The organism is Sphingomonas daechungensis, from assembly GCF_039543105.1.
Taxonomy (GTDB): domain Bacteria; phylum Pseudomonadota; class Alphaproteobacteria; order Sphingomonadales; family Sphingomonadaceae; genus Sphingomicrobium; species Sphingomicrobium daechungense.
Map to the genome: position 1 here is coordinate 1,954,724 of NZ_BAABJC010000001.1, position 17,403 is coordinate 1,972,126.

At 63.5% G+C, this 17,403-nt stretch carries 20 protein-coding genes; 10 read left to right on the forward strand and 10 right to left on the reverse strand.

What is annotated here, in order from left to right; all coding sequences use genetic code 11:
* Positions 1 to 64: 64 nt before the first annotated feature.
* The gene (gene purS, locus ABD928_RS10245) at positions 65 to 307 is read left to right on the forward strand and encodes a phosphoribosylformylglycinamidine synthase subunit PurS (RefSeq protein ID WP_187715279.1); all 243 of its coding nucleotides are present in this window, start codon (positions 65 to 67) and stop codon (positions 305 to 307) included.
* Positions 304 to 972: a phosphoribosylformylglycinamidine synthase subunit PurQ gene (gene purQ / locus ABD928_RS10250; RefSeq protein ID WP_187715278.1), complete on the forward strand. Its 669-nt coding sequence runs from the start codon at positions 304 to 306 to the stop codon at positions 970 to 972. Before purS ends, purQ begins: the two co-directional genes overlap by 4 nt.
* On the opposite strand, the gene ABD928_RS10255 is transcribed toward purQ, so the two are convergent.
* Positions 973 to 1,185: a hypothetical protein gene (locus ABD928_RS10255; protein ID WP_345168499.1), complete on the reverse strand. Its 213-nt coding sequence runs from the start codon at positions 1,183 to 1,185 to the stop codon at positions 973 to 975.
* A gap of 225 nt (positions 1,186 to 1,410) precedes the next feature.
* A complete protein-coding gene (locus ABD928_RS10260) occupies positions 1,411 to 2,709 on the reverse strand; it encodes a serine hydrolase domain-containing protein (RefSeq protein WP_345168502.1) in 1,299 nt (432 codons plus the stop codon).
* Between the two features lie 81 nt (positions 2,710 to 2,790).
* On the opposite strand from ABD928_RS10260, the gene ABD928_RS10265 reads away from it, so the two are divergent.
* On the forward strand, positions 2,791 to 3,048 hold the full coding sequence (locus ABD928_RS10265) for a hypothetical protein (protein ID WP_187715275.1): 258 nt from the start codon (positions 2,791 to 2,793) through the stop codon (positions 3,046 to 3,048).
* Positions 3,049 to 3,051: 3 nt separating this feature from the next.
* On the opposite strand, the gene ABD928_RS10270 is transcribed toward ABD928_RS10265, so the two are convergent.
* From ABD928_RS10270 to ABD928_RS10285, 4 genes are read right to left on the reverse strand one after another with little or no spacing between them, the layout of a single operon-like run.
* On the reverse strand, positions 3,052 to 3,948 hold the full coding sequence (locus ABD928_RS10270; RefSeq protein WP_187715274.1) for a diacylglycerol/lipid kinase family protein: 897 nt from the start codon (positions 3,946 to 3,948) through the stop codon (positions 3,052 to 3,054).
* 15 nt (positions 3,949 to 3,963) lie between these two features.
* Positions 3,964 to 4,356, reverse strand: coding sequence for a VOC family protein (locus tag ABD928_RS10275; protein ID WP_187715273.1), 393 nt, complete (start codon positions 4,354 to 4,356; stop codon positions 3,964 to 3,966).
* On the reverse strand, positions 4,353 to 4,859 hold the full coding sequence (locus ABD928_RS10280; RefSeq protein WP_187715272.1) for a DUF3617 domain-containing protein: 507 nt from the start codon (positions 4,857 to 4,859) through the stop codon (positions 4,353 to 4,355). Before ABD928_RS10280 ends, ABD928_RS10275 begins: the two co-directional genes overlap by 4 nt.
* Before the next feature lie 27 nt (positions 4,860 to 4,886).
* Positions 4,887 to 5,432, reverse strand: a complete 546-nt coding sequence (locus tag ABD928_RS10285; protein WP_345168507.1) for a DUF3617 domain-containing protein — start codon at positions 5,430 to 5,432, stop codon at positions 4,887 to 4,889.
* Positions 5,433 to 5,565: 133 nt separating this feature from the next.
* Here ABD928_RS10285 and uvrB point away from each other — a divergent pair, with 133 nt between their 5' ends.
* Both uvrB and ABD928_RS10295 read left to right on the forward strand, forming a co-directional pair.
* Positions 5,566 to 7,761, forward strand: a complete 2,196-nt coding sequence (gene uvrB, locus ABD928_RS10290) for an excinuclease ABC subunit UvrB (RefSeq protein ID WP_345168510.1) — start codon at positions 5,566 to 5,568, stop codon at positions 7,759 to 7,761.
* Positions 7,762 to 7,850: 89 nt separating this feature from the next.
* Entirely contained in the window at positions 7,851 to 9,128 is a 1,278-nt protein-coding gene (locus ABD928_RS10295) for a L,D-transpeptidase family protein (protein WP_187715269.1), read from the forward strand.
* 31 nt (positions 9,129 to 9,159) lie between these two features.
* Here ABD928_RS10295 and ABD928_RS10300 read toward each other — a convergent pair whose 3' ends face one another.
* On the reverse strand, positions 9,160 to 9,618 hold the full coding sequence (locus tag ABD928_RS10300) for a hypothetical protein (protein ID WP_345168514.1): 459 nt from the start codon (positions 9,616 to 9,618) through the stop codon (positions 9,160 to 9,162).
* A gap of 145 nt (positions 9,619 to 9,763) precedes the next feature.
* Positions 9,764 to 11,599: an autotransporter domain-containing protein gene (locus ABD928_RS10305; RefSeq protein WP_187715266.1), complete on the reverse strand. Its 1,836-nt coding sequence runs from the start codon at positions 11,597 to 11,599 to the stop codon at positions 9,764 to 9,766.
* A gap of 208 nt (positions 11,600 to 11,807) precedes the next feature.
* Between ABD928_RS10305 and ABD928_RS10310 the strand changes: the two genes are divergently transcribed.
* Positions 11,808 to 13,103, forward strand: coding sequence for a L,D-transpeptidase family protein (locus ABD928_RS10310; protein WP_187715265.1), 1,296 nt, complete (start codon positions 11,808 to 11,810; stop codon positions 13,101 to 13,103).
* A gap of 158 nt (positions 13,104 to 13,261) precedes the next feature.
* Here ABD928_RS10310 and ABD928_RS10315 read toward each other — a convergent pair whose 3' ends face one another.
* Both ABD928_RS10315 and ABD928_RS10320 read right to left on the reverse strand, forming a co-directional pair.
* A complete protein-coding gene (locus tag ABD928_RS10315) occupies positions 13,262 to 13,693 on the reverse strand; it encodes a hypothetical protein (protein ID WP_187715264.1) in 432 nt (143 codons plus the stop codon).
* Between the two features lie 87 nt (positions 13,694 to 13,780).
* Positions 13,781 to 15,082: a M20/M25/M40 family metallo-hydrolase gene (locus ABD928_RS10320; RefSeq protein ID WP_345168519.1), complete on the reverse strand. Its 1,302-nt coding sequence runs from the start codon at positions 15,080 to 15,082 to the stop codon at positions 13,781 to 13,783.
* A 112-nt stretch (positions 15,083 to 15,194) separates the two neighbouring features.
* On the opposite strand from ABD928_RS10320, the gene ABD928_RS10325 reads away from it, so the two are divergent.
* From ABD928_RS10325 to ABD928_RS10340, 4 genes are read left to right on the forward strand one after another with little or no spacing between them, the layout of a single operon-like run.
* Positions 15,195 to 15,761 carry a glycoside hydrolase family 108 protein gene (locus ABD928_RS10325; RefSeq protein ID WP_187715263.1) on the forward strand — a complete coding sequence of 189 codons (567 nt, stop codon included), beginning with the start codon at positions 15,195 to 15,197 and terminating at the stop codon, positions 15,759 to 15,761.
* Positions 15,762 to 15,821: 60 nt separating this feature from the next.
* Positions 15,822 to 16,208, forward strand: coding sequence for a holin family protein (locus tag ABD928_RS10330; RefSeq protein ID WP_187715262.1), 387 nt, complete (start codon positions 15,822 to 15,824; stop codon positions 16,206 to 16,208).
* 46 nt (positions 16,209 to 16,254) lie between these two features.
* On the forward strand, positions 16,255 to 16,827 hold the full coding sequence (locus ABD928_RS10335; protein ID WP_187715261.1) for a TMEM175 family protein: 573 nt from the start codon (positions 16,255 to 16,257) through the stop codon (positions 16,825 to 16,827).
* Positions 16,824 to 17,390, forward strand: a complete 567-nt coding sequence (locus ABD928_RS10340; protein ID WP_345168524.1) for a TMEM175 family protein — start codon at positions 16,824 to 16,826, stop codon at positions 17,388 to 17,390. Before ABD928_RS10335 ends, ABD928_RS10340 begins: the two co-directional genes overlap by 4 nt.
* Positions 17,391 to 17,403: the final 13 nt, after the last annotated feature.

The following is a 17,403-nucleotide window of genomic DNA, read 5'->3' on the forward strand; positions in this document are numbered from 1 at the left end:
CTGGACGCTGGAAGCGGCCTGAGGCAAAGGGGCTGCGAAACTCTTCGTACAGCACAGGGCAGTCATGAAAGCGCGCGTCTTCGTCACTTTGAAGCCCGGCGTCCTCGACCCGCAGGGCAAGGCCATCCATCATGCACTGGAGGGACTCGGCTTCTCCGGAGTGGAGGATGTTCGCGCTGGCAAGCTGATCGAGCTCAGCCTCGCCGACGGCACGCCGGACGCCGACATCGAAGAAATGTGCCGCAAGCTCCTCGCCAATACGGTCATCGAGAATTTCCGCATCGAGCGGCTGGAGACTGCCGCGTGAAAAGCGCGGTCATCGTTTTTCCCGGATCGAATTGCGACCGCGACCTCGCTGTTGCCATCGAGCAGGTGACCGGCCGCGCGCCGGCGATGGTCTGGCACCGCGAGACCGAGCTTCCCGACGGAACCGATTTCATCGCTCTTCCCGGTGGCTTCTCCTACGGCGATTACCTTCGATCCGGAGCGATGGCGGCGCGGTCCCCGATCATGCGCGCAGTTGCCGATGCGGCCGGGCGCGGCGTTCCGCTGCTTGGCGTATGCAACGGCTTCCAGGTGCTGACCGAAACCGGGCTCCTGCCGGGCGCCCTGATGCGCAACGCGGGCCTCAACTTCGTCTGCCGGCCGGTGCCGCTCAAGGTCGAGAACAGCCAGAGCCTTTTCACTTCGCAATATGATGCGGGAGAGGACATCGTCATTCCCGTCGCCCATCACGACGGCAACTTCCAGGCGGACGCCGAAACGCTCGACCGGCTGGAAGGGGAGGGCCGCGTGGCCTTCCGCTACCTCGATGAAGTAAACGGTTCGGCGCGGGGCATCGCCGGGATCCTCAACGATTCCGGAAACGTGCTGGGCATGATGCCGCATCCGGAGCGTGCGCTCGAGAAAGCGCACGGAAATACGGATGGACGGCGCTTGTTCGAGGGCCTGCTGGAGACCGTCGCGGCCTGATCAGGTCCTGCGCTTGACCGGGAGCTGGTGACAGCCCGCTTCGCCCGGCGGCAGCATGCACATGAAGAGCCGGTCCGGTCCGTCGCGGTCGACGACCACCATCCGCTGCTCAAGCGTTTCCGGGTTGGTGAAAACGACGATGGTTGCTGCCTGAGCGGGCTGAGCTGCCGCTGCGCCGACAAGTGCCGCGAATACAACCAATGCCCGACGCATCTCGTTGCCCCCGATTTACCCCCGCCCGGGATCAGCCCGAGCTGTTGAACGGGAAATGAATGGAGCCTTTTTCCGGCCAACGCAATGACTTGCGGACCGGCGCGGCGGACCACTGCCCAGACGGTCGCGGTTGGACCAGCCATCTTGCCGCTTTCGGGGTAAGAGTCGCCGACGATCGGCTGCCCGGCTTGAGGCCGAATGCGTTCGACGATCGTGACCGCCGCGTTATCGCGGCGTCAAATCGCCGCTTCGCGATGGGATTTCAGCATATTTGCAGCGCAGCCGGTTCAAATCCTTGGTTCGGCTTCGTCGATTGCTGCACGCGTTGCCGGTGCCAAGCAACCCGAGGCTTCGCTTCATCGCGGCCTCTTCCGCTGCGCGAAAGGCGCTCGCCCCGCGCGGCGGGTCATCGGACAAGCCCGACACGAAATAGGCGACTCCGGTCCCATTGAGCCGATCGATCCAGAGTCCTGACCGGAGCCCGTAGGCGTCACCCGCGTGGCCGCTTCGAACGATGCCGTCCGCCGCCGGATCGTCGTGGCAACCGCGCATCGCGGACGGGATCTGCTGCGTCGCCAGCCCATAGGTGCAGTAAAAACCATGGTCGGTGTCGCCATTACGCCCGTCGAAGACCCACGCCGGCGCCAGCATCAGCTCGACGGACTTCGGCGTGAGCAATCGAACGCCGTCGATTGTCCCACCGCCCAGCAGCATGCGACCGACGCGGGCGAGGTCGCGCATCGAGATCCGCAGGCCGCCCTGTGGGGCATAAAGTGCGCCATTATCACCCAGATGCCACCGCCCGAGGTCACACGGGCCATCCTCGACGTAGACCGGACAATCGGGCTGCTCGCCGCCAAGGTCGTCCTTCACGGGCTTGCCTGCTTGGGTGAGGACGACCGCGCGCGCGACTTTCGCATCACTGCAGGTCGGCCAGTTGTAGCAGGCGTCCAGCTTCATCGGCTGCAGCACCTCGCGGCGCATCCACAGGTCGAAGCGCTCGCCGGTGACGCGCTCGACGATCGAGGCGACGATGGGAAAGTTGAGGTTGGAATACGTGAAATAGCCGGCGCCGGGACCGTGCTTGCGATCCCAGCTGGACGGTTCGGCCATTACCGACTGAACGGACGTTCCTAGCGGGATGGCGTATTGGTCATGGAAGTCGCGCACGGAGCTTGTGTGGGAGAGCAGCAGGCGCAGAGTGATCGGCCGGTCCGGATATGCCGGATTGCGAAGCGACCATCCAAGCCATGTTGAAACATCGATGTCGAGGTCGAGTTTTTCCTGCTCGACGAGCTTCATCACTCCAATCGAGACGACCAGCTTGCTGATCGAAGCGACGCGCACCGGATCGTCGGCCGTGACCGCGCGGCTTGTGGCCGGATCGGCGAAGCCGTCGGCAAAGGAACCGACCTCGCCGGTGCGGTCGAACGCGACGCCAACCTGCGAAACGGACACTTCCGGCGCGGGTGGCACGGTCGTGCACGCGGTCAGCGCCAAGCAAGCCAGTGCGATGCCCCTCATTTCGGCAGACTGTCGCATTCAGGCTGCCAGAAGCAAGCTCATCCGGTTGACTCGATGCGTGGTCACGGGGATTCTGGCGGCATGTTGGCGACTTTGCTGTTCATCGCTGCGGCGGCCGCCGCCCAGGACACTCAGCCGATCGTGGTCGAGGGCGCGAAGCCTGCGGAAGAGAAGAAGGTGTGCCGCACCGTGCGCGAGACCGGCAGCCGGCGGGTCAAGCAAGTTTGCAGGACCGCCGCGGAGCAGCGCCAGGACGATATCGACGCCAGGAACAAGATTGGCATGGGCAATCGCACCAATCGCCCGACCGAGACCTTCAAGTCACCGACCGGCCAGTAGGACTTACGGCGCGATGACGTTGAGCGCCCGCTTTCGCACCCGGTAATCCAGTGGCGGGGCGACCATTGCGACCTCGCCGTCCATCGACACTGCCAGATGGCTGCGACGACTTGCGACGCGGAGCCTCTCGACATGCTCCAGCCGGACCATGTCGTCGTCGCGAGTCCGGTTGAGCAATGCGCGAATGCTGGCGGCAATGAGTCCGCGCCGCGTTTTCTTGCGCATCACGAACACGCTCAGCTGGCCATCTTCCAGGCTGTCCCTCCGTCCGGGCGCGCCGAGGTCGAGCCGATAGTCGTTGTTCCCGACGAACAGCAAAGGCGTGTCAATTTGCGCCTCCTCGTCGTTGATCGTCAGGGTCAGGCGGCGGTGCCGGAATCGTGCCAGCGTTCGAGCGCTGGCGACCAGCATCGCCAGCCTCTTGCTGCGGCCGAGCTTCTTCTGCTGCATCTCGCGGTCGAGAACCATCAGCGGATAGAGGCCGATCGCGCTGTTGTTGATGAACACATGGCCGTTGACCTCCGCAACGTCGATCCCGCGAGACTTTCCCGTCGCGATCAGCGCAGCGGCCTCTTCGAGGGTATTGGGGATACCGAGGTCGCGCGCAAAATGGTTGAGCGTCCCTAGCGGCAGGATCCCCAGCTTCGACTTGGTCCCCGCCAGGAATTGAGCGACGGCGCTGATCGTCCCGTCGCCGCCGCCGGCCACGACGACCTGCGCTCCCGCCTCGACGGCCTTGCGAGACGCCTCCGCGATATCGGCTCCGTCGATGACCTGCACATCCGCTTCGACGCCAGCCTTCGCCAGCGCGTGCGCAACGTCAGCGCCTTCCGATTGCCCACGGTCGGCTGGTCCGCTGCCGCGGTTGATGAGGACAGGGACTTTGCCGGTGCGGGTCATTCCCCGCACAATGCCTCAATCGGCAGGACCGATCCGAAAGGCGCAAAGCTTGTTCCCGTCGAGGTCGCGGAAATAGGCCCCGTAGAAGGCCTGCTCGCCTTCCTCACCGCGCACGCCCGGTGCGCCTTCGTCGGTGGCGCCCAGGTCCATCGCCTTGGCATAAAGCGCATCGACCTTGGCCCGAGTGTCGCACGCGATCGCGGTCATGTTGCCGTTGCCGCATTCGGCGGAATTGCCATTGAAAGGCTTGCAGACGGCGAAGCCGGGCTTGCCCATCCCGGTGCCGTACATCGTGAAATTGTCGCCGAACTCGAGCATTCGTCCGGCTCCGAGGGTCGGCATCAGCGCGTCGTAAAAACCCCGCGCCTTCTCCAGATCGTTGGACCCAACCGTGACATAGCCGATCATGCTGCTTTCTCCGGTTTGACCGGAGCGCATTCGCCCACCCGCTTGACCTCGAACTTGCGCGACATGGCGTAATCCCCTGTGCCGGCGAGGTAGGTCGTGGTGCTGACGTCTGCGTCGATCGAATCACCGGCGAAGGTCCCGCTTACCGACTCACGAACTTCGCCTGCCTGGCCCTTTCGTGCGCAGGTCAGTTCCATGCCGATCCGCCCATTGCGAACGTAGGGATTGGCGATCGTGCACTTGTCCTCGCCTTCCGCGAACAAGGCGGCATCGATCGACCCGTCGGCGGCAACGCACCCTGTGGCGGGGCCCGTGGCGTCCTGCTTGAGCTTGGTGGCTGGAGTCGTCCTGTCCACCGAGCGGATGGAATCGACCTTCCACGTTCCCTCATACTGCCCGGCAGCAAGAACCTTGGGCGCTTCCACCGGCTTCTGGGCCGGAGCCTGCTCGTTGCACGCGGAAACCATCAAGGCCGCGGTCGCGGCGATAAGCACTCTCTGCATTGGTCTCTCCCCCCTTTGCTGTGAACGTCAGCCCTTGCTTCCCTCGCAATCCCCGACGCGCTTGGCATCGACGGTCATCTTCATGTTCATCGTTTCCATCGGGCTGCTGCCCTTCGACGCGACGGACATGGCCATTTGATAGCTGTTGGGTTCGTAGGTCCCGGTCATCTGCATGGTCTGGGTCGCGTCCGGTCGAGCGCAAACCAGCTTCATGTCGATCTTTCCGTCACCCCAATTGAAATGTTCGTAGCGGCAGCTCTTGTCCGCTCCGGTGAAGAAGTCTTCCTTGGGGTGCTTGGCCTGCTCGGCCGTCAGGCAGGTCTCGTGGGTTTGAGTCGTGCCGATCGCCTTCTTCATCGCCTCGGCGACCTGAGGGGGCATGCCCGGCGCTTCCATCGACACCAACGAAGCGTTCTGCTGCCACTTGCCCGGGCTGACGAAGCCGGTGTCCCCATTCTTCTTCGCCATTTCCTTGGCGACGTCGCTGGCCGACGCGTTTTCCATGTCCACTTTATTGCCGGACCCGCACGCCGAAACGAGCGCAGCCAGTCCAATCCAAATCAGTCGATTCATCACAGCCCCCTGTGAGCGCCCCAGGCGCGTCGTGGACGCACACTATTCCGAAAAGCGGAACATGAAAATCGGCGTTTGCAAGGGGCCCGTTCACAGGTTGTTCCCGCCACCTCCGCTGACCATATAGACGGCGATGGCGATTCAGATCCGCACCACACTGGCCGAGCCGGAAACGGGCGAGGCGTTCGTTCCGCACAAGCCCGCACGGCCGGAGAAGGCGGAGGGCGGGAAGCGATTCCGAATCAAGTCCGATTTCGAGCCGTCGGGCGACCAGCCGCTGGCGATCAAGGAACTGACGGAGGCTGCGAGCGAAGGCGAGCGGAGCCAGGTGCTGCTGGGCGTCACCGGCTCGGGCAAGACGTTCACGATGGCGAAGGTCATCGAAACGCTTCAACGGCCGGCACTGATCATCGCTCCGAACAAGATTCTCGCGGCCCAGCTCTACGGCGAGTTCAAAAGTTTTTTCCCCGACAATGCGGTCGAATATTTCGTCAGCTACTACGATTATTACCAGCCCGAGGCCTACGTCCCACGCACCGACACCTACATCGAGAAGGAAAGCTCGGTGAACGAGGCGATCGACCGCATGCGCCACTCGGCGACGCGGTCGCTGCTGGAGCGCGACGACGTGATCATCGTTGCGTCGGTTTCGTGCCTGTATGGCATCGGCTCGGTCGAAACTTATTCGGCCATGACCTTCAGCCTGAAGAAGGGCAGCAGCGAGGACCAGCGCGAAATCATCCGCAAGCTCGTCGCGCTGCAGTACAAGCGCAACGACCAGGCCTTCGCCCGCGGCAATTTCCGCGTACGCGGCGACAATCTGGAAATCTTCCCGTCGCACTATGAGGACACCGCGTGGCGCGTGTCCTTCTTCGGCGACGAGATTGAGGACATCGTCGAGTTCGACCCGCTGACCGGCCAAAAGGCAGCCAGCCTCGACAGCGTGAAGGTCTATGCCAACTCGCACTACGTGACGCCCGGCCCGACGCTCAAGCAGGCGATGGGCGCGATCAAGCACGAGATGGAAGAAAGGCTGAAGGAGCTGGTCGCCGAAGGTCGGCTGCTGGAGGCGCAGCGGCTTGAGCAGCGCACCAACTTCGACCTGGAAATGATTGCCGCGACGGGCTCATGCGCGGGCATCGAGAATTACTCGCGCTTCCTCACCGGTCGCCTTCCTGGCGAGCCGCCGCCGACCCTGTTCGAATATCTCCCGGACAACGCTTTGCTGTTCATCGACGAGAGCCACCAGACCGTGCCGCAGATCGGCGCGATGGCGCGAGGCGACCATCGGCGGAAGATCACGCTCGCGGAATACGGCTTCCGGCTGCCGAGCTGCATCGACAACCGGCCGCTGCGCTTCAACGAATGGGACGCGATGCGCCCGCAGACGACCTTCGTCTCGGCAACTCCCGGTCCGTGGGAAATGAACGAGACGGGCGGCGTATTCAGCGAGCAGGTGATCCGTCCAACGGGGCTCATCGACCCGCCGGTCGAGATCAAGCCGGTGGAGGACCAGGTCGACGACCTCGTTCACGAGGCGAAGGAAACCGCCCGGAAGGGTTATCGCACTTTGGTCACGACGCTGACGAAGCGCATGGCGGAGGACCTGACCGAGTACCTCCACGAGGCCGGACTGCGCGTCCGCTACATGCACTCAGACGTCGAGACGCTGGAGCGCATCGAGCTGATCCGCGAGTTGCGGCTCGGCGTCTATGACGTGCTCGTCGGCATCAACCTCCTGCGCGAGGGCCTCGACATTCCGGAATGCGGGCTGGTCGCGATCCTCGACGCGGACAAGGAAGGCTTCCTGCGGTCCGAAACGTCGCTGATCCAGACCATCGGCCGCGCCGCCCGCAACGTCGACGGCCGCGTCATCCTCTACGCCGACACCAAGACCGGATCGATCGAACGCGCGCTTGCCGAAACCGACCGCCGGCGGGAGAAACAGCTTGAGTACAACAGGCTCCACGGCATCACGCCGGAGAGCATCAAGCGTCAGATCAGCGACATCATTGCGCACGTCTCGACACGTGACGGCGTCGTAGTCGACACCGGCGACGACGAGCGACCGCACCTGGTCGGCCACAATCTCAAGGCCTATATCGCCGATCTCGAACAACGCATGCGCACGGCCGCGGCTGACCTCGAGTTCGAAGAAGCCGGCCGCCTCCGCGACGAAATCCGCCGACTGGAGGAAGACGACCTCGGCATTCCCCACGACCAGCGCGTAGCTCCGCGGCCGTCCGGCAATTCGAGCGAAGGAAAGCCGGGAACGCGAAAGGGCCGCTTCGGCAAGCAGTCTCGCACGCGTTTCGGTGGTCGCCGCTAGTTGGTTCAGCTAAGCGAAACCGAAACGACTGCAGTGAGTTGAACTTGAAACTGGCTCGGGGAATGCGCCGCGAAAGCGGCGCAAAATGTATGCGCAACACGCTTGCTTTGATCATCGGTGCGGCTGCCGTCCTGGGCACTGCACCCGCTATGGCGGCTCCCCGCGGCGACGAGCCCGTCGCAGTGCCGCGCGCGATCAAGCAGGGCATCGACTTCGTCTACGTCGATCCGGACATGAGCAATGTCGCGAGGCGCCACCAGCGGCCGCAGAATTGGCTGCAGCGACTGTTCAGCATGGATTTCTCCGCCGGCAGGTCCGGCGCTCCGAATGTCCTGTTCGGTCAGCTTGGGCGCGGATTGCAGCAGTATCAGGCGACATATGGCCGCCTTCCGCAGATCAAGATCCCGGCCGGCCCGGTACTGAAGCGTGGCTCGACTGGCAAAAGGGTTCAGCTGCTTCGCCAGCGGCTCGGGCTCTACCCTCAGGGCGGTTATGACGATCAGCTCTTCCAGGCCGTCGCGAGCTATCAGACTGTGCACGGAATTGGTCCCGCGGACGGCATTGCCGGCAAGGGAACGATCGCTTCGCTCAACCGCGGCTCGCGCTATTACGAGCAGCGGATTGCCATCAACATGGAGCGTGCATTCCGGCTTCCATCCGTCCGCACGTTCAACCGCTACGTCGTCGTCGATTCCGGCTCAGCCGAAGCTTACCTTTTCGATCGCGACCGCGTCGTCGACGGCATGAAGGTCGTCGTCGGCGCGCCGAAGACGAAGACGCCGATGATCGCGGTGATCATGCGCAATGCGAAGGCCAATCCTTACTGGAACGTGCCGCCCGAGCTGGTTCGCAGCCTGACCGCAAAGAAGGTCCAGGAGATGGGCCTCTCCTACTTCAAGAGCTTCCATTACGAAGTGCTGCGCGACTGGGGTCCCAACGCTCCCGTGATCGATCCGAAGACGGTCAACTGGAAGGCGATCGCGTCGGGCAAGCAGGAGCCGACAATCCACGTCCGGCAGCTTCCTGGTCCGTGGAATTCCATGCGCAACATGAAGTTCGAAATGCCCAACGATTACGGCATCTACCTTCACGATACACCGCATGACGAACTGTTCGCGAAGAATGACCGCTGGCTCAGCAACGGGTGCGTGCGTCTGCAGGACTATCGCCGCTTCGCGACCTGGGTGTTCGGCCGTGTCCCTCAGCCGTCAACGCAGTACGAGCAGACCTTCCCGTTGCCGCGGCCGGTGCCGATCTACCTGACTTATCTGACTGTCGCGCCGAGCAACAATGGCGTCGTCTTTCGTCCCGACCCTTACGGCTGGGATGCGCTCGCGATGTCGCAGATGTTCGCAGGCAAGGCGTAGAACGGGTGGCGCCGCGAGCGCCACCCGAACATCAGTGCGACAAAAGTCCTTTGCGTTCGGCGGCGCGCGCATAGGCAAATTGCGCGAGCCCCAGAATGACGATGATCAGAGGCATGTACTTCATCGGCCCGGCGGCTTCGCTGCCCGGCATCGGTGGTCCGAAGAACATGTAGCCGAAACTCAGGATCATTCCCGCAATCGAAACCCCGAAAGCCCAAACGGCGGCTCGCTTGCGCAGCAATAGGGCAATCGACCCGACCAGGGCCCCCCAGACCCCAAAACCCCAGCCAAGCTGAGCGTAAAGAGGCATGCCGTCGATGTAGGCCAGCATCGCTGCCGGATCGACGCCAGGCGGCGACATGCCGGCAAGATAATCCATGTTCCGCATTCGGGTCATCGAATAGTCGTAAGCTCCGAAGCTGTTCCACAGCAGAGACAGAACTCCGACGACCCACAAATGCATGGGCGTGCGCAATGGTGCAGTAGCCACGATGTCCCTCCCCAAGTCACGGCGCTCGGGTTTGCGCCGCTTCCAGACGCGCACAGGGCAGGTGCGGGCGCTCGCCCGCGCCACCGGACGCGATGAGGCTCCTCATCGCGCGCGAAGTCAAGTTGGGTGGAGCTAAGCCGCGGGACTAGAAGCCGAAGTTGAACCCGACGTGGCCGGACACCTCATTGCCGTTGTCGCGGCTGACCGTCGTCGACAGAACGGCGTTGATCGTGACGTTGTCGACGATCTCCGCCGTGCCGCCGCCCGAGATCCGGCCGTAGATGCCGTCCGGCCGATCGCCGAGGTTCCAGCTATTGATGATTCCCGGTGAGCTCGTCTGCGAGAACAGCATCGTGCGCGAACCGTTCGACAGCTCCTTCTCAAGCATTCCGGTCAGATAGGGCCGAACCGAAAGGTCTGAAGTGTCGAAGTCGCCGCGAAGCTCGAGGCCGAGACCGCCGACCAGCGACTTGGCGGACGTCGAGTCCACGTTCAGCGTCAGCGCCGGATCGCCCGTTTCGGTGTAGCCGTCGACCTTTGCCTTGGCGTAGTCGATCGCGACCACCGGGCCGGCGCGCATCACGCCGAGCGGCATCAGGTAGCCGGCCTTGGCGCCGGCGGTCCAATGGCTGCCGTCGGCCTTGGCCCGCATGTTCTGAACCACACCCTGCCGCCGGATGTCGTGACTGTCCCAGCCGTAACCAAGATGACCCTGAGCGAAGGCGCCGCCAATGGCGAACCCGCCAAAGCCGCCAAGCTGCCAGCTGTCGGTGTCGGTCCGCGCAGTATCGCCAATGAACCTGGCGCGCGGGCGCGTGTAATTCCCGGCAACGCCGACCACTCCCGTTCCGAACCCGTAGGTTGCGCCGACCGTCACGCCCACGCCGTCGATGTCGTAGGGGTCATTCGCGGTGCTGATCGGGACGTCGTGCGAGAACGTATCGCCGACGATGAACAGCTTCATGCCCTCCGACACATCGCCGTCGCGTGGTGATCCGAGGTCGACGCGGCTCGACAGCGTCCGGCCAAACTGGCGCGAAGTATCGAGCGCGAGTTCGCCCTGAGCGCCCAGGGTGAGCGGCGCCTGCAATTGCGTGGCGATATACTGGCCGACCACGCGGAAGCCCGCCGACGTCAGGTGAAGTTGATCGACGTAGAACAGGAACTGGTTGGCGTAGGCGCTATCGGTCACGCACTGCGGCGCCGGCGTGCAGGCGCCCGTGTTGGTGAAACCGTAGGCGGCCGGATTGGCGATGATGTTCTGCCCGACCAGAGTGAGGTCGAGGTAGTGGACCATCACACCGTTGGCGGCATAGCCAGCGAGCACGCTCTGCATCTGCGTGTTGAATGTGGTCGAATAGGCATTGCGGATCGCCTGCGCGGTCGGATTGTTGGCGATCTCCGGCAGGATGGAGGTGTTTCCGGCCAGGAAGCTGATGTTCTGCGCGCCAGCGCCCACCAGTGCATCGAGCCCGACCTGCGCGAAGGCCGCCGATCCGAGCGCGGCAGTGGGCGCGCCGGCCAGTGTGCCACCTTGCTGCTGGTAGAAGCGGGCATCGTTGCCGCCGATTGAGACCGTCACCAGGTCGTTGGCATCGAAGCTGCCCGAAACCGTCGGGAATGGTCCGCCGCCGCCGCCCAGGAATGCATTCCATTCCGTGACGAAACCCGGGATGCCGGGGCCGTTGGTGTTGGTGTTGTCGGTCAGCGCTCCGCCGATCGCGAAATTGTCGACCGGGATGTTCAGCAGCTGCGACAAGGTGTCGATATAGTTGGTCCCGCCCGAAAAGCGGCCGGTCGGATAAACCTGCGGCGCCGGGTTGAAGCCAATGATCTGGAACAGGTTGCCGTCGTCGGCATAACTATCGCCGAACGCAGTGATGGAATCGACGTGTTGCGCCATCGCAGGCGTGGCGGTCAGGGTTGCGGCAAGCGCGCTCGCGCACAGAAGTGAACGGCCAAAGGTCCGGCGTGTCGTCATGATTTCCCTCCCCGCGGTCCGTCTCTCTCCTCGGCCGCAACCGTCGGAATACAACCGTGTATTTCGGTCCAAGACAAGTGCCGGAAGGCCACAGCTAAGCATTGATCGCTTCATCGCTGGAACCCCACTCTTCAACGCCTGTTGCACGCAGGATTCTGGAGCCGTTCATTTTGCGCTACTATGAGTGCGAGCGGTGGAAGGGGTGAAAATGCGTCGTCTGGTCCTGGTCCTCGCGGGCCTTAGCTTGCCTGCCTCGGCGCTTGCCGCCGCGCAGCAGCCGATCGAGCCGATCGACGTGCCGCCGAGCATCGAGCAGGGCCTCGACATGGTCTACATCGACCGTGAGATCGCGCCCACGATCGAGCAACGCGACGAACAGCAGCAGGCTCAGGGTCTCGACGATTTCAAGGTCGCGCCGGTCGACATGTTCTCGCCGGTGCACCCGCTTTACACCGACCTCCGCCGCGCCCTTGTGCGCTACCAGATGCGCTGGGGCTCGCTGCCGCAGGACCAGGTGTCCGCCGGCCCTACGCTGAAGCTAAACATGACCGGCGACCGGGTCGCGGCACTTCGCCATCGGCTCGGCCTCGCCGACGGAACCAAGTTCGATCCCCCGCTCGCGGCGGCGGTGAAGGAATTCCAGGAAGCGCACGGCATGAAGGGCGACGGCATTGCCGGCGCAGGCACGCTGGCGGCGCTCAACCGTGGCTTCAAGCATTACGAGAGCATCCTGCTCCTCAACCTGGAGCGCGCCCGCCGCCTTCCGCAGACCACCGAGTCCGGCCGCTACGTCCTCGTCGACGCCGGCGCCGCGCGGTTATGGATGTATGAGAATGGCCGCCCGGTCGACAGCATGCGCGTGATCGTCGGCAGCAATGCGACCGAGACGCCGATGATGGCCGCGCTGCTTCGCTTCGTCAGCGTTCACCCGTGGTGGAACACGCCGCCGGAGCTGGCCAAGAAGTCGGTTGCTCCGGGCGTCCTCAAGGAAGGCCTGAAGTACCTCACCGACCGCGATTACCAGGTGCTGTCCGACTGGTCGGACGATGCCGTCGCCGTCGATCCGCAGACGATCGACTGGCAGGCGGTCGCCGACGGCAAGATCACCGCGCGTCTCCGCCGCGGTCCCGGCGAGTGGAATTCGATGGGCGACTACAAGTTCAACATGCCCAACGACTTCGGCATCTACCTCCACGACGTGCCGGGTCATGAGAAAGACCTGTTCAAGGCCGACAACCGCTGGATCTCCAACGGCTGCATCCGCCTGGAAGACGCGCAGCGCCTCGCCAAATGGCTTTTCGGAAAGCCGCTAAAGGCCGACGGATCCAAGACCGAGGTGAACGTCGACCTCCCCGAGCCGGTGCCGGTCTACGTTACCTATCTCACTGCCGAAGCGGGCCCGAGCGGCCCCAAGTTCCGCGCCGACCCGTACAATCGCGACCCAGCGCTGCTGGCTCGCTACTTCGGCGACGGCGACCGCCAGGTCGCGGCGGTCTCGAACTAAGCACCACCGTCATGCTGAACTCGGTTCAGCATCCACGAAAACGGCGCGTCTCGCGAGGAAGCAACGGTGTTCATGGATTCGGACGTCCGTCAGGTTCCTAGAGCCTCCGCCTTGGCGCCAAGGCCGCGCTAGTGGCAGGAGTGGGTGGAAATCGGACGTTAGCGGGTCGCGCGCCACGCCCAGAAAATCACGACAGCAGCGGCCCAGATCGATGCCATGTTCAGGGCTTGCCCACTGAGTTCCAGAAACGGAACTGCGTACTTTGGTCCGTCGGTAGTGACCTGTCGCACGTGGTCCAAGTAGAAATGAACGGCTAGCCAACCCGGAAACAGCCAACCCACAGAGAACGTGCAAACGACTGCCCTGCTTAGCGTTAGGGCCGCTTTGCTCGATTGCTTGCCGCTGACCTGGCGGTAGCCGACGACCACAAATGCCGCACAAATAAGCAACAGGATAGCAAACAGGCGCATAGTGAATGCAGTAATGGCGTCGGTCGTCCACAGCTCGCGACTGCAAAACACGAAAAGCGCCGGTGGCAGGATGACTAGCAGCGCGGCCTGTATGTATCCGTTGCTGAAGTACAGCCGCATGACCGCTCCGGCTTTTGAGAGGGCGGCAAGCTGACATCGAACCCTAAGTTCGGCAATGGGTGGAAACCTGTCACTAGCGCCAAGCGCCTAGCGCTTCTCCTCCGCCAGCCGGCTCATCAGGATCGCCGCGCGCTTTGCCTGCCGCGAGATCGAAGGGATATCGACGCTCTCCCCCGGCGCATGGCTCCCCGCGCCGGCAGGCCCGAGTCCGACCAGCCCATCCGTGTCCTGCGCGACGAAACTGATGTCGCCCGCGCCCCGCTCCATCGGGTCCAGCTCGCCCATCGGCTCCAGTTCCAGATCAGCGTTCACGCGGTTGAGCCGCGCCAGCAACGCCCGATTGCCATCCGTCGGCGCCATCGGCGGATAACCCCCGGCATCGAAACTGATCTCGGCCCTGGTGCCGGGAAGCGACTGGCCGACGATCGCCTGCATCTTCGCTTTCGTCCGCGCGATCTGCTCCGACGTGAGTGCGCGAAGGTCGCCGCGCGCAACCGCGGTCGCGGCGATGATGTTGGTCTTGCCCGTCGCGTTCAGCCGGATCCTCCCGGCGTCGAGGTCGGCGCTGGCGCCGCCGCCAACCAGGCCGACGTTGAACGTCAATTTGTCCTCGGGGAGTTCGCGCCGGAACGCATCGATGATCCGCGCCAGCTCGTAGTTGGCGCCGAAATCGGGGTGCATCACCCCGCTCGAATGGCCGGTGCGGCCGGTCACCGTGACGGTCCAGCTGTCGGAGCTGCGACGGGCAATCGAGCCCATGTCCTTGCCCTGCCTTTGCGCCAGCCCTTCGAAATCCATCGCGACGTCGGCCCACTTGCCCGCGTCGATCAACGGCTTGCGGGCGGCCTCGATCGGATCGCCCGCATCTTCCTCGTCGCCGGTCAGGACAACCGTGATGTCGGCAGCTTTCAGCGTTCCTGCCGCCTTCATGGCCCGCAGGGCGGCGATCATGACCGCCATGCCGCCTTTGTCGTCTCCCGCGCCGGGCCCGACGCCGCGGTCACCCTTGCGCTCCCACCTCTGGAACGGCGAGTCCGGCTCGAACACCGTGTCGAGATGCCCGATGAGAAGCATGCGCTTGCCGCGGCCATTGCCCTTGTGTCGCGCAACGATGTGCCCTGCGCGGCCGGTGTTCCTGGCGTCGATCCAGTCGACCTTGAATCCCAGCGGCTCCAACTCGGCGCGAAGCATCTTCGCCACCGCTTCAACGCCAGGGACGTTCTGGCTTCCGCTATTCTGGTTCACCCACGTCTCGAGCATCGACAGCGTCCGCTGCTGTTCGGAATCCACCGTCTGGATCATCGTCTGTTCGGGTGCCGAAAGCCGAGCTGCGGCAGGGGCGGCAAGAAGGATGGCGGTGGCGAAAATCGGCCAGAAACGCGGTGACATGAAAGCAGTTTAGCGGCCTAACCGTCAATCACAACTTGGTTCGTGACTTTCCTACAGTGAACCAAAACGGTTAGCAAAGCGCGACTCGGTAACCAGTTGCGGGAGTAGGGGATTGGAAGACGAAAGTTTCGATGTCGACGCGTTGATCGACGGATTGATCGAGCGCGAGGGCGGTTACGTGAACCATCCGGCGGACAAAGGCGGGCCGACGTGCTTCGGCATTACCGAGGCTGTAGCCCGGGCGCACGGATTCGCCGGACCGATGAAAGCCCTTCCGCGCGACGAAGCGACGACGATCTATCGCCGACTGTATTGGCTTCGTCCGCGCTTCGACCAAGTGGCCAGGCGGTCGTCGCGCGTTGCTGGCGAGCATTTCGACACCGGCGTCAACATGGGTCCGGCCGTGGCGACGACATTCCTGCAACGTGCGCTGACTGCGCTCAATCGCAACGCCAAGGATTATGCGGACTTGACGCCAGACGGACGGGTCGGACCGCTCACCCTGCACGCGCTCGACGCCTATCTGCAGACGCGCGGCAAGCGGGGCGGTGAAACCGTGCTCATGCGCGCGCTCGAGGCGCTCCAGGCTGAGCGCTACCTTCGCCTCGCCGAACGCCGACCCGCCAATGAGGCGTTCCTCTACGGCTGGCTGGCGAACCGGATCGGCGCGATCGGCTGATCGCCCAGAACATCGCCACACAGTCAATTTAGTCAACTTCCCCTTAGGGAGAATCCAACAATGTCAATTTTGGAAGCCATCGTCGGGCCGGTTTCGAAGTTGCTCGACAAGATCATCCCCGACCCCGAGGCGCGCGACCGCGCCAAGCTCGAGCTGCTGAAGCTGCAGGGTGATCAGGAACTCGCGACCATCGGTGCGCAGATGCAGGCGATCGTGGCAGAAGCGCAGTCCAACGATCCCTGGACCAGCCGGGCGCGACCAAGCTTCCTGTACATGATGTACGGGCTGATCCTGTGGGCGATCCCGATGGGCCTCATCGCCGCGGTCCGGCCGGAAATGGCCAAGGGCATTGCCGACGGGATGACCGCTTATCTGCGCGGCATTCCGGAGGAATTGTATGCGCTCTTCGGCACCGGTTACCTCGGCTACACCGCGGCGCGGACCTAGGGTAAGGTCAAGGGAGCGGAGCGCTAAAGCAAAGGGGGCGGGGCGCATGAAGCCGGAACGGGTCTGCGCGTTCACGGATGGCGTGATCGCCATCATCATCACCATCATGGTGCTGGAATTGCCGGTTCCACACGAGCCCGGCTGGGCCGCGCTCCGTCCCGTCCTTCCCTTGTTCGCGATCTATGCTCTGTCGTTCACCAAGGTCGGCATTTACTGGGTCAATCACCACCATTTGCTGTGCGCCGCGCGCAAGGTCGATGGCCAGGTCCTCCTCGCCAACCTGTTTCAGCTGTTCTGGCTCAGCCTCGTTCCGTGGGTCATGCGATGGATCGGGGAGGCTGGCCTGACACGCGACACCGTTCTCGCGTTCGGTGTGATCATGCTGATGTCGGCGCTCGGCTTCGCCTGGATCCGGTCGGCGCTGCTCAATGCGAACGATGATGACGCGCCCATCGTCAAAGCGGCCTCGCATGGCAGGAAAGGGCAAATCACGCTCATCTCCTACGTGGCAGCACTACCGATCACCTTGGTCTCGCCCGGCACGTCGATTGCAATCTACGTCATCGTTGCTTTGATGTGGCTCATTCCCGATCGCCGTTTCGAAGGACTCGCTGAATGACCCCCGGCCGCCTCAACGCCCTTACTGACGGCGTCGTCGCCATCGTCCTCACCATCATGGTGCTGGAGCTGAAGTTTCCCGAAGAGCCCACGTTCGGCGCTGTCCTGGAGGTTCTTCCGCTGCTTGCGGCCTATCTGCTCGCCTTCATCTATGTGGCGCTCTACTGGAACAACCACCATCACATGCTGCAATCGGCCCGCCGCGTCACCGGCGGCGTCCTTTGGGCCAATCACTCCCTCCTGTTTTGCCTGACGCTGTTCCCGCTGATGATCCGCTGGATCGATGAGGCGGGGGTAACGCCCTGGCCGGTTGCGTCGTTTGGCGTTGTCCTTGCAGCAGCGGCCCTGACCTATCGAATCTTGCAGCACGCGCTCGCCGCTGCAGACGGTGAGGGCTCGAAGGTGAGCGAGGTATATCGACACCCGCTGAAAGAATATTCCAGCCTCGGTTTTTACGTGGCCGCCATCCTTCTGGCTTTTGTTGCACCTTACTTGTCGGTCGCGCTGTATGTCATCGTCGCGATCATCTGGATCGTTCCCGACCGCCGCTTCGTCGGCGCCTAGTTGCAGCCGTAGC

Bases quoted from the DNA above. Each gene is read 5' to 3' on its own strand.
- purS (WP_187715279.1), top strand. From the start codon at position 65: ATGAAAGCGCGCGTCTTCGTCACTTTGAAGCCCGGCGTCCTCGACCCG.
- ABD928_RS10255 (WP_345168499.1), bottom strand. From the start codon at position 1,185: ATGCGTCGGGCATTGGTTGTATTCGCGGCACTTGTCGGCGCAGCGGCA.
- ABD928_RS10260 (WP_345168502.1), bottom strand. From the start codon at position 2,709: ATGAGGGGCATCGCACTGGCTTGCTTGGCGCTGACCGCGTGCACGACC.
- ABD928_RS10265 (WP_187715275.1), top strand. From the start codon at position 2,791: ATGTTGGCGACTTTGCTGTTCATCGCTGCGGCGGCCGCCGCCCAGGAC.
- ABD928_RS10270 (WP_187715274.1), bottom strand. From the start codon at position 3,948: ATGACCCGCACCGGCAAAGTCCCTGTCCTCATCAACCGCGGCAGCGGA.
- ABD928_RS10275 (WP_187715273.1), bottom strand. From the start codon at position 4,356: ATGATCGGCTATGTCACGGTTGGGTCCAACGATCTGGAGAAGGCGCGG.
- ABD928_RS10280 (WP_187715272.1), bottom strand. From the start codon at position 4,859: ATGCAGAGAGTGCTTATCGCCGCGACCGCGGCCTTGATGGTTTCCGCG.
- ABD928_RS10285 (WP_345168507.1), bottom strand. From the start codon at position 5,432: ATGAATCGACTGATTTGGATTGGACTGGCTGCGCTCGTTTCGGCGTGC.
- uvrB (WP_345168510.1), top strand. From the start codon at position 5,566: ATGGCGATTCAGATCCGCACCACACTGGCCGAGCCGGAAACGGGCGAG.
- ABD928_RS10295 (WP_187715269.1), top strand. From the start codon at position 7,851: ATGCGCAACACGCTTGCTTTGATCATCGGTGCGGCTGCCGTCCTGGGC.
- ABD928_RS10305 (WP_187715266.1), bottom strand. From the start codon at position 11,599: ATGACGACACGCCGGACCTTTGGCCGTTCACTTCTGTGCGCGAGCGCG.
- ABD928_RS10310 (WP_187715265.1), top strand. From the start codon at position 11,808: ATGCGTCGTCTGGTCCTGGTCCTCGCGGGCCTTAGCTTGCCTGCCTCG.
- ABD928_RS10315 (WP_187715264.1), bottom strand. From the start codon at position 13,693: ATGCGGCTGTACTTCAGCAACGGATACATACAGGCCGCGCTGCTAGTC.
- ABD928_RS10320 (WP_345168519.1), bottom strand. From the start codon at position 15,082: ATGTCACCGCGTTTCTGGCCGATTTTCGCCACCGCCATCCTTCTTGCC.
- ABD928_RS10330 (WP_187715262.1), top strand. From the start codon at position 15,822: ATGTCAATTTTGGAAGCCATCGTCGGGCCGGTTTCGAAGTTGCTCGAC.
- ABD928_RS10335 (WP_187715261.1), top strand. From the start codon at position 16,255: ATGAAGCCGGAACGGGTCTGCGCGTTCACGGATGGCGTGATCGCCATC.
- ABD928_RS10340 (WP_345168524.1), top strand. From the start codon at position 16,824: ATGACCCCCGGCCGCCTCAACGCCCTTACTGACGGCGTCGTCGCCATC.